17 protein-coding genes are annotated in these 12865 nt (G+C 60.7%); 12 read left to right on the top strand and 5 right to left on the bottom strand.

The window, feature by feature from the left end:
- Window positions 1-182 precede the first annotated feature (182 nt).
- Complete coding sequence (locus tag GHK62_RS31270) at window positions 183-1148, bottom strand: C45 family autoproteolytic acyltransferase/hydrolase (RefSeq protein WP_153442739.1); 966 nt, start codon at window positions 1146-1148, stop codon at window positions 183-185.
- Between the two features lie 81 nt (window positions 1149-1229).
- Complete coding sequence (locus tag GHK62_RS31265) at window positions 1230-1754, bottom strand: DUF6428 family protein (protein WP_153442741.1); 525 nt, start codon at window positions 1752-1754, stop codon at window positions 1230-1232.
- Window positions 1755-1796: 42 nt separating this feature from the next.
- Here GHK62_RS31265 and GHK62_RS31260 point away from each other — a divergent pair, with 42 nt between their 5' ends.
- Window positions 1797-2165 carry an ArsR/SmtB family transcription factor gene (locus GHK62_RS31260; RefSeq protein WP_153442743.1) on the top strand — a complete coding sequence of 123 codons (369 nt, stop codon included), beginning with the start codon at window positions 1797-1799 and terminating at the stop codon, window positions 2163-2165.
- Window position 2166: 1 nt separating this feature from the next.
- The gene (arsK, locus tag GHK62_RS31255; protein WP_153442834.1) at window positions 2167-3351 is read left to right on the top strand and encodes an arsenite efflux MFS transporter ArsK; all 1185 of its coding nucleotides are present in this window, start codon (window positions 2167-2169) and stop codon (window positions 3349-3351) included.
- A gap of 146 nt (window positions 3352-3497) precedes the next feature.
- Here arsK and GHK62_RS31250 read toward each other — a convergent pair whose 3' ends face one another.
- On the bottom strand, window positions 3498-4163 hold the full coding sequence (locus tag GHK62_RS31250; RefSeq protein ID WP_234887116.1) for an AAA family ATPase: 666 nt from the start codon (window positions 4161-4163) through the stop codon (window positions 3498-3500).
- A gap of 290 nt (window positions 4164-4453) precedes the next feature.
- Window positions 4454-5074, bottom strand: a complete 621-nt coding sequence (locus tag GHK62_RS31245; protein ID WP_153442745.1) for a TetR/AcrR family transcriptional regulator — start codon at window positions 5072-5074, stop codon at window positions 4454-4456.
- 35 nt (window positions 5075-5109) lie between these two features.
- Between GHK62_RS31245 and GHK62_RS31240 the strand changes: the two genes are divergently transcribed.
- The 9 genes from GHK62_RS31240 (at window position 5110) to GHK62_RS31200 (ending at window position 11320) form a co-directional block, all read left to right on the top strand.
- Window positions 5110-5898 carry an NIPSNAP family protein gene (locus GHK62_RS31240; protein WP_234887117.1) on the top strand — a complete coding sequence of 263 codons (789 nt, stop codon included), beginning with the start codon at window positions 5110-5112 and terminating at the stop codon, window positions 5896-5898.
- Window positions 5899-6085: 187 nt separating this feature from the next.
- Window positions 6086-6991, top strand: a complete 906-nt coding sequence (locus GHK62_RS31235; protein ID WP_153442747.1) for a helix-turn-helix domain-containing protein — start codon at window positions 6086-6088, stop codon at window positions 6989-6991.
- Window positions 6992-7027: 36 nt separating this feature from the next.
- Window positions 7028-7348: an MDR/zinc-dependent alcohol dehydrogenase-like family protein gene (locus GHK62_RS31230; protein ID WP_153442749.1), complete on the top strand. Its 321-nt coding sequence runs from the start codon at window positions 7028-7030 to the stop codon at window positions 7346-7348.
- Window positions 7349-7360: 12 nt separating this feature from the next.
- Window positions 7361-8041: a cupin domain-containing protein gene (locus tag GHK62_RS31225; protein ID WP_153442751.1), complete on the top strand. Its 681-nt coding sequence runs from the start codon at window positions 7361-7363 to the stop codon at window positions 8039-8041.
- A gap of 64 nt (window positions 8042-8105) precedes the next feature.
- Window positions 8106-8480, top strand: coding sequence for an ArsR/SmtB family transcription factor (locus GHK62_RS31220; RefSeq protein WP_153442753.1), 375 nt, complete (start codon window positions 8106-8108; stop codon window positions 8478-8480).
- The gene (locus tag GHK62_RS31215; protein ID WP_153442755.1) at window positions 8480-8959 is read left to right on the top strand and encodes an SRPBCC family protein; all 480 of its coding nucleotides are present in this window, start codon (window positions 8480-8482) and stop codon (window positions 8957-8959) included. Before GHK62_RS31220 ends, GHK62_RS31215 begins: the two co-directional genes overlap by 1 nt.
- Window positions 8956-9615 carry a glutathione S-transferase family protein gene (locus GHK62_RS31210; RefSeq protein ID WP_153442757.1) on the top strand — a complete coding sequence of 220 codons (660 nt, stop codon included), beginning with the start codon at window positions 8956-8958 and terminating at the stop codon, window positions 9613-9615. The genes GHK62_RS31215 and GHK62_RS31210 overlap by 4 nt, the downstream gene beginning before the upstream one ends.
- A gap of 253 nt (window positions 9616-9868) precedes the next feature.
- On the top strand, window positions 9869-10948 hold the full coding sequence (locus GHK62_RS31205; protein WP_153442759.1) for a mechanosensitive ion channel family protein: 1080 nt from the start codon (window positions 9869-9871) through the stop codon (window positions 10946-10948).
- A 135-nt stretch (window positions 10949-11083) separates the two neighbouring features.
- Window positions 11084-11320: a hypothetical protein gene (locus tag GHK62_RS31200; RefSeq protein ID WP_153442761.1), complete on the top strand. Its 237-nt coding sequence runs from the start codon at window positions 11084-11086 to the stop codon at window positions 11318-11320.
- A gap of 254 nt (window positions 11321-11574) precedes the next feature.
- Here the strand turns inward: GHK62_RS31200 and GHK62_RS31195 are convergent, their stop codons facing one another.
- Window positions 11575-11826 carry a hypothetical protein gene (locus GHK62_RS31195; RefSeq protein WP_153442763.1) on the bottom strand — a complete coding sequence of 84 codons (252 nt, stop codon included), beginning with the start codon at window positions 11824-11826 and terminating at the stop codon, window positions 11575-11577.
- Window positions 11827-12211: 385 nt separating this feature from the next.
- Between GHK62_RS31195 and GHK62_RS31190 the strand changes: the two genes are divergently transcribed.
- Window positions 12212-12619: a DUF1236 domain-containing protein gene (locus GHK62_RS31190; RefSeq protein ID WP_153442765.1), complete on the top strand. Its 408-nt coding sequence runs from the start codon at window positions 12212-12214 to the stop codon at window positions 12617-12619.
- Window positions 12620-12865: the final 246 nt, after the last annotated feature.

The following is a 12865-nucleotide window of genomic DNA, read 5'->3' as shown; positions in this document are numbered from 1 at the left end:
CCGGGCCATGTGTCATCTGCTGCGGGTGAAACTTGGCGCAGTGGGGCGGCATGGTTCAGCGTTCCGCCGCCGACGTCGTCCGTCATCCTCGAGGGTCAAGCCCGAGGATGGGTATGGGAGTGACGGTGAGTCCGGCGTTGGCGCAAAGCCAGGGTGCGTCGGCGCCGTGCATGTCTCACCTTTCAGTCTCCATAGTGATGGGTGTACTCGCCTGCTTCAAAATCCGCGAACCGCAGGGGCCAGCGCTTTCCGGGCCAGACATAATCCACCCGGCCGTCCTCGGGCCGGTAGACGGCGGTGTAGAGGGTCGGGAAGCGCGGGTTTCGCGCATGGACCGGCGGCTGTAGGAAGCGGTCGGTCAGGCCTTCGAGCGACATCGAAGGTTCGTCCAGCGCCTGCAGGAGCGCGCGCTGCCGCGCCAGCGAATTTGGCGGGGCCCGTTCGGAGCGCTGATGGTTGGCGCATGCCTTGAGGCGGGTGATGACCGGCCGCTGGCCGGGGCCGAGGAAGAGGGTCGCGTATGTGCCCGATCGATCGAGCAGTGTCACGTTCTGCGCAAGCGCCACCGGGATACGGCAAAGAGTCTCTACGGCCTCACTGACGCGACGGCAGGTTTCGAGCACGTAGCGGACCATGAGAATGATCGAAAAGCCGCGGCCCTGGAGGCGGCCGCCACCAAGCGTTACGCTCGCGACCAGCCCTTCCTCGTTCATTCCGTCGACGCAGCCTCCCCAGGGGCGCTGCGCCTTCGCGATCACCTTGAGACCCGACCACGCGGTGAGCTCGAAGCGATCCGAAACGATATCGGGCGGATAGTCGAAGTTGCGGATGAGCGCCGGGCCTTCTTTTCCGAGCCAGACCGCCTGGCTGCAGCCGTAGCCTTCCGGCGCGGGGCGATAGTGGCTGAGCATCCGGTGCGCGAGCTCGTCGTCGCCAACGAGAGCGCAGACATGCTCGTAGTGCGGGAGGAGCTCGGGCATGTGCTGCGCAAGCGCTGCGCGACATTCGCTGACAGTAGGCGCGGCGGGGCGTGACGTGACGGCCCGGCCGAAATACCAGCTCTCCACACCGGCCCGACCGGCTGTGAAGCGGGAAAGCCAGTCTTTCCCGGGCCGATCCTCCCGCGCTGATACGAAGGTCTTCTCCATGGCGGAGTATAGGGAGGGAATTCCGCGGATGCAACGTGGACGTGGAGGCGCGGTTGCCGCGCCACCCCTCAGCCTCGGCCGCTATGCGCAACACCTCGACGTGTTCGAGGGGCCGCAGCAGCTCGATTGTGAGGCTGTGGCCTGCTCGGCGAGCCATCGGTCGCGAGGTTTGCAGCTCGCGGGTCGGGGCGAAAGGCGAACCAAAAGGGCTTCGTCCCGCTCGACGGGCTCGTCGGCGCAGTAAAGCTGCATCGGCCTCACGCCATCACTGACCTCGAACGTCAATTTGGCCGATCCGTCGAGGGCGACGTGTTCGGAGACTTTCCTGATGATGGCCGAGAACTTCCCGGCTGGCATGTGCGTGCGTTCGCCGCCGTCGACGTCCCATAACTGGACGAAGATTTCCGTCCATGCCTCGGGGTTCGCGCCGCAATCGAGGGCGGAGAACTGGCCAGCCTTCACTTCCGTGACGTGGTATCCGGGGCGGACGATCTTTCCGTCATATTCGAAGACGAGCGGCTTGGCCGCAGTTTCCTTCAGCCGCTCGAGCAGCGATCCGAGTGTGATGTCGCTTTGCGCATGCTGGCTATTGTCGATCAGTGTCATTTCGGTTATTCCTCGTTTCAATAGTTTTAGGATTCTTGAAATATGGAAGAACGTCAAGCCCTGATGTCATTCGCGGCACTGTCTCAGGAGACCCGGTTGGGGATCGTCAGGACACTCGTGGTGGCGGGTCCAGGCGGCATGGCCGCCGGCGCGATCGCGGAGACGATGGGCGTCTCGCCGTCGAACGTCTCCTTCCACCTGAAGGAGCTGGAGCGGGCCGGACTGATTGCCCAGAGGCGCGAATCCCGCTCGATCGTCTACAGCGCCAGCTACGACGCGCTTGCCGAACTGCTGAAGTTCCTGATGGAGGATTGCTGCGTCGGGCACCCCAGCGTGCGTGCGCCATTGACCGGCGCCGACGATGGTTGCTGCGCGGTGTCTTCCGCGTCGGCCGAAGGCGAGAATGTCTGACATGAAGCCCGGCATCCCCGCGGCCATCGTCGCCGCGCTCGGCCTCACGCAGATCATCGGCTACGGCACGCTCTATTACAGCTTCAGCATCCTGGCGCCGGGGATGGCACGCGACCTCGGCCTGAGCGTCGAGCAGGTGTTCGGCATCTTTTCCGCCTCGCTGTTTGCGGGCGGGCTTTCGGCTCCATTCGTCGGGGGATTGATGGATCGGTTGGGCGCGGCGATGATCATGACCATTGGCTCGGCCGTCTCGGCGCTCGCCCTCCTGCTGTGCGCCTGGTCCCCCTCGATAGCGGTGTTTGCACTCTCCATCGTCCTCCTGGAAGTTGCATCCGGCATGGTGCAATACCAGGCGGCTTTCGCCGCGCTCGTCGAAAGCCGCCCAATGGCGGCGTCACGCAGTATCACCTATCTCACATCGATCGGGGGCTTCGCCTCGACAATCTTCTGGCCGATCTCCGCGAGCCTTCACGAGCATTTCTCCTGGCGGGAAATCTACATCGCCTACGCGGTGTTGAATCTGATCGTCTGCCTTCCGCTTCATCATTGGATCATGCGGAGCAGGAGGTCCGAAGCGGCCAAATTCACCGGCAAGGACGGCCACGCGGTTGTCGGTGCGCTTCCGGTCGAGGTCAGGCGGCGCGGCATGCTCCTTGTGTCACTGGCTTTTGCCCTGCAGGGGTTCACGCTTTCGGCGATGCTGACCCACATGGTTCCGATGCTGGGAGCGATCGGTTTCGGGACGGCAGCGGTCGTGATCGGCTCGCTGTTCGGGCCCTCGCAGGTCCTGAGCAGGCTGATCAACATGGCATTCGGCAAAAACCTGGCGCCGCCTGTACTCGCGACGCTGTCCGCCGCGCTCATCGTTGCCGGCGTTCTTATCCTCGGCCTGTCCGGAACCTGGCTGCCCGGGGCGGTGGCTTTCGCGATCTTCCTTGGCCTTGGGTCCGGTATCAACAGCGTAGCGCAGGGCTCCCTGCCACTCTGCTACGGAGCGATAACGGACCGCATGGCCGCCGCACGGCTGGCTGCGGGCGCAATGGCACCGTTCGTTTTCTCCGTGTTGATGGAGCGTTTCGGAAGCGACGTCGCCTTGATGGCCAACGCCTGCCTTGGTGCAGTCGGCATGGCCGCCTTCGTCGCGGTGGCGTCGTCCGCCAAGCGCACGGCCACCGCAACGTCGTGAAGCTCGATCGAGCTCAGAGCGGACTACAGCGCCGCGCGTCTTATCAGACGCGCAAAGGTCGCTGTAGCACTTTGAATTGCTGATGTTTTTGTCCTTAAATCGGCTAGGATTTAAGGAGACATGCAGTAAGCTTTCCAAGTTGAGCCTCAAACCTCGGCTCTCTGGATCCACTCTGCAATTTTTGCCGCCGCATCTGACGGGGTCAAACGCGTCACATCGAGCTTTAGCAAGTTCGTCTCATCTATACCTGCGAGGATTTTGCCCTGTATGTGGTTTCTCCTCGCCATTTCAGCATCGCGCGGTTTCCGCATCGCGGCCCGCGCGCCTGCCTCGATACGGCGAATGTTCTCTTCAAGATCGCAGTGCAGATGCACGACGAAGAACGGTGCCCGCTCGCGGCCAAGGCGCACAATCCGCTGCCACTCTGCGTCGCCCCAATCGCTGCTTCCGGCAAGAACCGTCGTTAGTACGACGGGGATTTCGGCCGGAAGTTTCAGAATCAGGTTATGCGCGACCGCTTCGATCTTTTCGACGGTTTCGATGAAATCCGGCGATTTGAATTCCGTCAGCGCGAAAGCGACATTGTAAACACTATGGATGTCCAGCAGCCGGCCCGAGATCTTTGATATGAGTTCCTGACCGATCGTCAGCTTCCCCACGCCAGGGTAGCCGTTCAAGACAATGATCATGGCTGCTCCTCTTAATGAAGTTGCATGAATACAAAGCTTGGTTGTATAGCGTTGATCTACCACGCCGTGTTTGCCTTGACGACTGCCTGGTCCAAGCGGCCACTCGGCGACACCGTCGGGCAATCGGACCGTGCCGTCATGGCTGGCGATCGAAACGATCCGAGACGATATCGGGCGGGGGTAGGGGATTGGACTTCAGATTTTTTTGAACCTGCTCGATCAGCAAAAGCAGGGCAATGGTAATCATCGCCGCTCCGGAAACTGGCACACTATGCGGGCGACCATCGGGCGGGTCCGCAAGACGATCTTGGAACCGACGCCGACCAGCAGACCAGAGCACAGTTGATCATGTGCAAAATCCCCATGGCGACGATCTGGGTGGATGCGGCGCAGTAGCGAGCGCGCGCTGCCGCTCAATACCCAACCGAGAGATACTTCGATGCGAAGAGTTCCGCGAGCTCCTGCCGGCAGTCGACCAACGGTCGTACCTCTTGGCTGGCTTTTGCAATCGCCATGGCACCGGAGTAGGTGGCGATCACCAGTGTCGCCAGGCTGCGAGGATCTATGCCGGTAACCCGTTTTGACTCGACATCCTCCTGAAACTTTGCCGACAGCGCCTCCTGCCAGCCGGCGAAAACACCGCTCAGCGCCTCGCGCATCTCTTCATCGTGCGGGGAAATCTCCATCGCCATATTATTGAGGGGGCAGCCGGAAACCGAGCCCTTTAGCGTCAGTTCGCCGATGATGTTTTCGAAGATGAGATCGATGGCCGCTGGCGCGTCCGCACAGGTTTGAAGCGGCTCGATCCATGTCTGCCGGACGGCTTCGGCCACCCGATCGCGGATAACTGCCAATCCGAGTTCGCGCTTTGCCGGAAAATGATGCGCCATGGCCCCACCAGATACTGAAGCCTTTTCCCGCAGTTCCAGCATGCCCGTAGCGAGGTAGCCCTGAGCAACGAAGGCATCATAGGCCGCGTCGACAATCCTGCGACGCACCGCGCGGGGGTCATTGGTTCTCTTGTTTCCTGCCATGGTAGCCACTTGCAAACTCCATCAAGAGTAGCAGGTTGACAAAACAGGTCAATCGTCCTCTTATTGAGACAGGACAATCGACCTGTTTTTGTGGGGCTACCATGCATACCGTCTTCGAACTCCGCCGCTACCGACTCCGTCCAGGCGGGAGGGAAGCCTTGATCGGGCTGTTTGACAACGAATTTATCGAACCGCAGGAAGCGCTCGGCATGCGCGTCGAAGGCGAGTTCCGCGATCTTGACGATCCGGATGCCTTCGTGTGGGTTCGCTCTTTCGCAGACATGGAGGCCCGAACGGAGGCGCTCAAATCCTTTTATTCGAGCGCGATCTGGAAGAAACATGGGCCGGCTGCCAACGAGACGATGCTCAACTCAGATAACGTGTTGCTGCTAAAGCCTGTTGGCGGCGTGATGCCGTTCTCCCACAACCGGGCGAGAAAAGAGGAGGTGGAGCAGCAAGAAGCTGAAGGCCTCGTCATCGCGACTATCTGCTCTCTGGCCCCCGGAACGGAGGACGAATTCGCCGCGCTCTTCATCCAGGAGGCGCTTCCGGTTTTGCAGGATGCCGGCGCTCGCGTTGATGCTGTTCTTGTCACTGAGCGGAGCACGAATGGCTTTCCGCGACTCCCCGTCCGCGAGGGCGAGACGGTGCTTGTTTGGTTCGAATGCCATAAGGACGAGGCTGGCCTGGCCCGCTACCGAGAGCGCTTAGGACAGAACGCCAAATGGACGGAAGAGGTCTATCCACGAATGGACGGCCAGTGTTGGCGAAGGATCGAGGTGGCACGCTTGACGCCGACGCCGCGATCACTTTGCACTTGGTAGATTGGCGCAGTGCTGCTGCTGCCGCGTCCGCAGTAACGAAATCGGGAACGCCTGCGGTCTTGCCACGGCTTTAATTTTTGCTTTAAAAACAAGCGCCTCCGGGACCAGCCGATCCGAGGGCAGGGCGACCATCATCATTTTCAGATGGCCGGGTTTCGTCGCAACATGCAGAGCAGCGGACGGACGGATGGCGAAAGACTATGCACCTCGCCTGGGCAAGTTCACAGGCCTGGAGCAGCCGGCAACCTTGACGTTCGGGACCTTTCAGGCGCCGGAATTTTCCGCCGCGCGGCTGATTGGAGAATTTGCCGAAGGAGGGACGCCGGTAAGGCTCGAAACCAGCGATGCCTACCTCGTGTGCACCGAACGAAATCAATTGCCGTCCTGGCACTATTGGATCGATGGGCGACCCGCTCAGATGTCTGCCCGTGTGACTGGGCAATCCCTTTTGCGCGATCTCAACCAGGAGCACTCTTCGCTGGCGTTTGGATGTACCGACTGTCTTTCCTTCTACATTTCCCGGCACGCGCTGCAAAAATTTCAGGAGGAGCACGGGCTCAGGCCGACCGGCGAGCTCAGGACCGCCGGGGGCACCGCCCTCGACGATACGGTCGTCCACAGCCTCGGCGAGTGCCTGTTGCCGGTATTCAAGGAGCCCGCGGCGGCCAGCCGAGTGTTTATCGACCACATCGGCATGGCGTTGATGTCACATCTGTCATTGAGCTATGGCGTGCACGACGGGCAGGGACGGCTGCCTCGAGGAGGTCTCGCGCCCTGGCAGGAGCGCCGTGCCAAGGACTTGCTGATGGCGAACGTGAGCGGCAGCATCAGCCTTGAGGAACTGGCGAAAGGATGCGGACTTTCCAGGAGCCATTTCGCGCGTGCTTTCAAGGTGACGACGGGATCAACGCCGCTTCAGTGGCTCGCGCAACAGCGCATCGCGCTCGCTCAAGGGCATCTTCGATATTCGTCCTTGTCCCTCCATGACATCGCCGAGCAATGCGGGTTCTCCGACCAGGGCCATTTCAGCCGCGTCTTTTCGCAGCATGTCGGAGAGACGCCGGGTCGCTGGCGACGCTCGGTGTTGAAATGATCCAGGGCCCTTCAGGATCAAATGGAAGCAGTTCTGTTGTGGCCAGCAAAGGCCATCGTCGCTACCATCGGCAATGCGGAAGCGGTATCGTCACTGATGGCGGGACTTGCGCCGTGCGGCAGGCTGGTGCTGCTTGATGCGGACAAGGACCCGTTGCCTGTGTCGGCCGGTCATCTCGTCGTGGCCGAGCGCAGCGTACTCGGATCGATCACCGGCACGCCTTGCGAGAACGAGAGGGCCCTCGACTTCAGTGTCCTGACCGGCGGGCGCACCCAATCGAGACGATGCCGCTCAAGAAGCCAGCCCTGCCAGAAGATGAAGTCCGGTGACGCCAGGTTCCGGAAGTCATGTCTATGAAGGAGATCAGTCATGCGCATAAACGACGACCTGTCGAAACCAGTCATCGTCCATGGCGCGAAGCTGGACTGGGTGCCAAGTCCCGCGGCCGGTGTGGACCGGCGCATGCTCTTCCGCGTCGGCGGCGAGGTCGCCCGCGCCACCTCGATCGTGCGCTATGCTCAAGGCAGCGCTTTCCCTCGCCACATACACAGCGGCGGCGAAGAGATCCTCGTGCTGGAAGGAGTCTTCCAGGATGAGCATGGCGACTACCCGGCGGGCTGCTACTTCCGCAATCCGCCCGGCACCTCGCATATCCCCGCCGCGAAGGAAGGCTGCACCATCTTCGTGCGGCTCTGGCAGTACCGTGACGGGGATCATACCCAGATCGTTCGCCAGCCCGGCGAGGGCCAACATACAACGCCCCGCCCGGGCGCCAGCGCCGCGACCATCCTGTTCGATGATAGCCGGGAGGAAGTCCGGCTCGAAGACTGGCGGGCCGACGAAACCGTCACGGTCGCAAACACGCGCGGGTTGGAGTTCCTCGTCCTCTCGGGCAGGCTGACCATCGGTGGCGAAACACTGAAGCCACAGAGTTGGGGCCGTTTGCCGGCCGGCGCCGACCTGACGGCGACCATCGGCCCGGAAGGCGCACGGATCTGGCTGAAGGACGCGCCTCTGATGCACCCGGATGTGCTCCAGATGCCAGAATAGTCCTCGCCCGCAGACACTTAAGTGAGAGCTTGACTTTTTGCCAGGCGCACCGTTACTTAAGTGTATGGTTGAACGTTCTGAGCAACTCGACAGGGCCTTTCACGCGCTCGCAGATGCGACGCGCCGGGGGATTCTCGATCGCCTCTCACGGGGGCCGGCCTCGGTGAGCGAGTTGGCCAAGCCTTACAACACCTCGCTTGCCGCGATCCATCAGCACGTCCAGGTGCTCGAGGCGAGCGGGCTCGTGGTGACGGAAAAGCGCGGTCGCACGCGCGAATGCCGGATCTCCAGCGAGGCGGTCCGGCGTGTCGAAAGCTGGTTGAACGAGCGCCGCCAGGTCTGGGAGAGCCGGTTCGATCGGCTCGGCGAACTCATCGAAAGCAGTGAATTCAAGGGTGAAGCCGGACCTTCGGATCCGGCGGCGGGAGGAGACCATTGATGACGGAAGTGCCTTTCTTTCACGGTACGTTCACACTGAAACGCGTGTGGGCGGCCCCGCCCAGCCGGGTATTCGGCGCATGGTCCGATCCGCACCTCAAGGCACAGTGGTTCACCGGCCCGGCGGAACGTTGGACATTGCTGCGCCGGTCGATGGATTTTCGCGTGGGCGGGCTGGAGGTACTCGAAGGCCGCTTCAACGAAAGCGGCCTGGTAACGCGTTTCGAGGCCCGCTTCCATGTGATCGAGCCCGCCCGGCGCCTCGTCTATGCCTATGACCTGCATCACTCCGGACGCTTCCATTCCGTCACCTTGTCGAGTCTGGAACTCGAAGCGCAAGGGGAGGGAACCCGCGTCTCCTACACCGAGCAGATCGTGTTTCTGGACGGCAAGGACGGCACTGCCGATCGATGCCACGGGACCGGAATCCAGTTCGACATGATCGAAACCACCCTTCAACTAGGCGGAGACGCGCAATGACGATTGCACTTTACGGGCACCCGTTTGCCTCGTTCGTATGGAAACCGCTGATCGCGCTCTACGAGCGGAACGTGACTTTCGAATTCCGGATGGTCGATCCCGCCAATCCGGAGAATCAGGCGCGGATGGGCGAACTCTCGCCGACGGGACAATTTCCCGCGTTGGTCGATAGGGACAGGGAAGTCACGCAAAGCAACGCGGTGATCGAATATCTCGACCTGTTCCATGGAAGTGGGACGCCGATGGTGCCGGAGGATCCGCGCGAAGCGCTCGAGGCGCGCATGATGACGGACGTGTTCGACGACTATATCCATGCGCCGATGCAGCGGATTGTCGGAAATGCCCTGCGCAGCGAAGGTGAGCGCGACCCGCGCGGCGTAATCGACGCGCGTGCCCTGCTCGACCGGTGCTACGCCTGGCTGGAGCCACGCCTGCAAGCGAAGGAATGGGCCGCTTGCGGTCGGTTCACGATTGCCGATTGTGCCGCCGCACCGGCGCTTTTCTATGCCGACTGGGTTCATCCGATTCCCGAACACCATGCAGCGCTCGCCGCCTACAGGGCACGGCTTCTCGCCCGCCCCTCGGTGGCACGGGTCGTCGACGAGGCACGCCCTTATCGGAGCTTTTTTCCGTTGGGAGCACCCGATCGAGATTAGTTCTCGCAAGGCCCGCCGCAAGCGCGTCGGCAGGAATGCCTGGAGGCAAGTGACCATGGTAGAATATAATAGGTTACTCGCTGTTTTAGGCCGTGTGGACGAATGTTGATCCGGCATAGGGCTGCGAAACAACGACGGCGTTGCCTCGGACTGTCCATCAAGCTTTGCCATAGGGCGAGGTATCACCGGAATGCCGCCGTCGAGCAACGAGGAGCCCTGTCCCGGGTGGTTGCCATATCGGGGTGAAGAACCCATGGAACGACGCGACAAGGAACAGGAGAACCTTTCTCGGCTTGAACGGGCCGCGCAACAGACTGCTGATCCACAGACCATGCAGCAGAAGGCGAACAAGCCCGAGGAAAAATCTCGCTTCAGCTTTCGTAAGGCAGACGTCTGGTGGATGGTTGGCTTCGCTGCCGCCGCCTTGCTGCTTTTTGGCATCCAGGTGCTGCTCAGTTGGCGCATAGAATGGCTTGACGCACCTTTGCAGGTGCGCGTGCGGAACTACGTCAGGGGCGCCCTTGTCATTTTCGTTTTGCTGACCGTGGCGAACGTTATCGAGGTCTTTCTGATAGGCCGAATTCCCAATCGTGTTTCGCGTTTCAACCTGAAACGTATTTTTCGATTGGTCGTCGTCATCGCCATCGTCTTCGTGGCCATTTCAGTTTTATTTGTGAACTGGTACGGGGCGGTGGTTTCGCTCGGCCTGATTTCATTGATTCTCGGCTTTGCGCTGCAAATGCCGATCGCCAGCTTCATCGCGTGGATTTATATTCTGGCCAGGGCGCCTTATCGCGTTGGTGACCGCATTCGCATCGGCGATGCCCATGGCGATGTCGTTGATGTCAGCTATCTCGACACGACGTTATGGGAATTCGGCGGCGAATATCTTTGGACCGACCATCCGAGTGGACGCATCATCAAGTTTCCGAACTCCACCGTGTTTGACACGCCGGTCTTCAACTACTCCTGGCCGCTGTTTCCCTATGTCTGGAACGAAATCAAGTTCCAGCTCGCCTATGAAAGCGATTTGGAATTCGTGGCGCTAGTCATGAGAGAGGTAGTGGAAGAGCAGATCGGGGATATCATGAGCCAGAAGGTGAAGGTCTATAAGCACATGCTATCGAAAACGCCGGTGGACGAACTCGAAGTGAGGGAGCATCCCGTGGTTCATTTTCGCGTCAGTGAAAACACCTGGCTCGAGGCCATCGTGCGTTACCTCGTGCCGCCGAAGGAAGCGGGGCGTACCAAAACACGCTTGATCAAGGAAATGTTGGCGCGAATGAATGCAAAGCCTGATCGCGTGCTATTTCCGAAGAGCAATTTGAGGTGAACTTCCCGACGCCGGCGAACGGCTTGGAAGCGACAGCACTTTCGTCCAAAGCGGCCACACACCGCCACGACGCCATTGACCGTATGGTATCCTGAGCGTCGTGGTGTTCTGCGACAACAGGGAGGAGGTGGAACGGTGTTTTCATACGCTGCTCGCCTTGTAGCAATCGTGGCGCTTGTGGCCGGGCTCTGGCAGATCGTGCTCGGGCTGGTCATATCGACAGGTTATCTGGATCCGGATCTCGTGTCGCGGTTCACGACGGTTTCATCGTTGGGCGAAGCGATCGATGAAGGGCTGTACTGGATCATGTTCGCTGTCGCGCTCGGAACGCTCGCGGAGATAGGATTGGCTGTTCGCAAGCGGCGCGAATGAATGCCGGCGCACGTAGTATCTGTTTCCTTGAATCGCAGCGGATTTACGGACAGACACCCAGTAATTCAAAGTGCTGCAGCGTCCTTTGCGCGTCTCATACGACACGCGGCGCTGTGGTTGCGAGCGCCGTGCTCAGGCTTGCGGGGGTCGAGTCCACAAGCAACTGGAAGAACATGCCAGCCGCGTCTCGGGGGTTGGTGGCGGCAAACCAATGAGGCTCGGTCATCACGACGACGCGTCCCTTCGCGTCGCGCTCATCCTGCTTCGGACTCGTAAATCGCGCATGCCGCCCCGGTTTTCGAACAGAAAGCGATTTCGAATACACCGGACGGTTTGCCGTCCGGCACGTCATAGATTTGCAGCACGTAACCCTTGAAGCTTCGACGGTCGCCGCGCTGATCGAGTTCACGCAGGATCGATGGGCTGAGCTTGTCCCGGTCGACCGGTAACGGTGGCGTCCAGAAAGGACCCAATGCCGCATCTTCGAGCTTCGCGCAGACGCGCATCTCTCTCGCTCCTGTGGGGTAGAGGGCGCTCTTTTAGGGTGGACGCAGCGAAAGTACCAATTTCAGGCCGGTTGTGACAAGCGCTGCAGCTTTTCGATGGTTTGCTGGGCGCCTGATAGGACGCACGGCGCTGTTGCCTAAGAAAGAGGAGGTCCCAGAGCGGTTTAGAAGGGACAATCGCGGTAGGCTCTGGGACCACTTTTCGCGCCAACTGCGGTGTCGGGGACTATTGGTATCGTTGGCGCTCTATCGTCACAATATGTTTCAGACGGAGGGCTCGCAACCGTCCTAGGACCTTTGGCTTTGCCGCTCGGACTTAAGTCCTGCGGCTGGAACAGTTCTCTCGTTACGCTCGTTGACCTTTCATCCAACAGAGGAGGTAACAATGAGAAAACTTATACTCATCGCTGCGGCAGCTGCCCTCCTGGGTGGCCCCGCGATCGCTCAGAATAGCAACAATGGCAACCGCGGCACCGCTGCAGGTATCGCCGGCGGTGCGGCGACGGGCGCCATTATCGGTGGCCCGGTCGGTGCTGGCGTTGGCGCCGTTGTCGGAGGCGCACTTGGCGGCGCTCTGGCACCGCCGCCGCCAAGAGTGATTACCCAGGTCCAACAGATGCCCGCACCGCCATCGGTCGTCATTCGCAAACGGATCGCCGTTGGCCAGCCTCTTCCCGAGACGGTCGCGCTGACTCCTATTCCGGACGCTCCGGAATACTCGGTGGCCGTGGTCAACGACCAGCGGGTGATCGTCGAACCGAGGTCGCGTACCGTGGTCCAGATCGTCAGATGACGGCCTGACCTACAGCGTCCCGCCTCTTGCCAGATGCGCGAAGGACGCTGTGGTACTTTGAGTTACTGCCTATGCAGTAGCCATCCGTTTTCATGAACATACCGAAAGTTGTGGCGCGATCATCGGGCAACATCTTTCACCAACAGGAGCCCGCCGCCCTCCCGGCGGGTTCTCCCCACAAGTTCATGCAAAAATCGAATATGGGACCTTTGTCCCTTGTCCTGCTGGACCAAAGTCCATGGATCG

The organism is Sinorhizobium terangae (genome assembly GCF_009601505.1).
Classification (GTDB): Bacteria; Pseudomonadota; Alphaproteobacteria; order Rhizobiales; family Rhizobiaceae; genus Sinorhizobium; species Sinorhizobium terangae.
The sequence above is the reverse complement of the archived record's forward strand: the minus strand, read 5'-3'. Positions and strand labels throughout refer to the sequence as shown.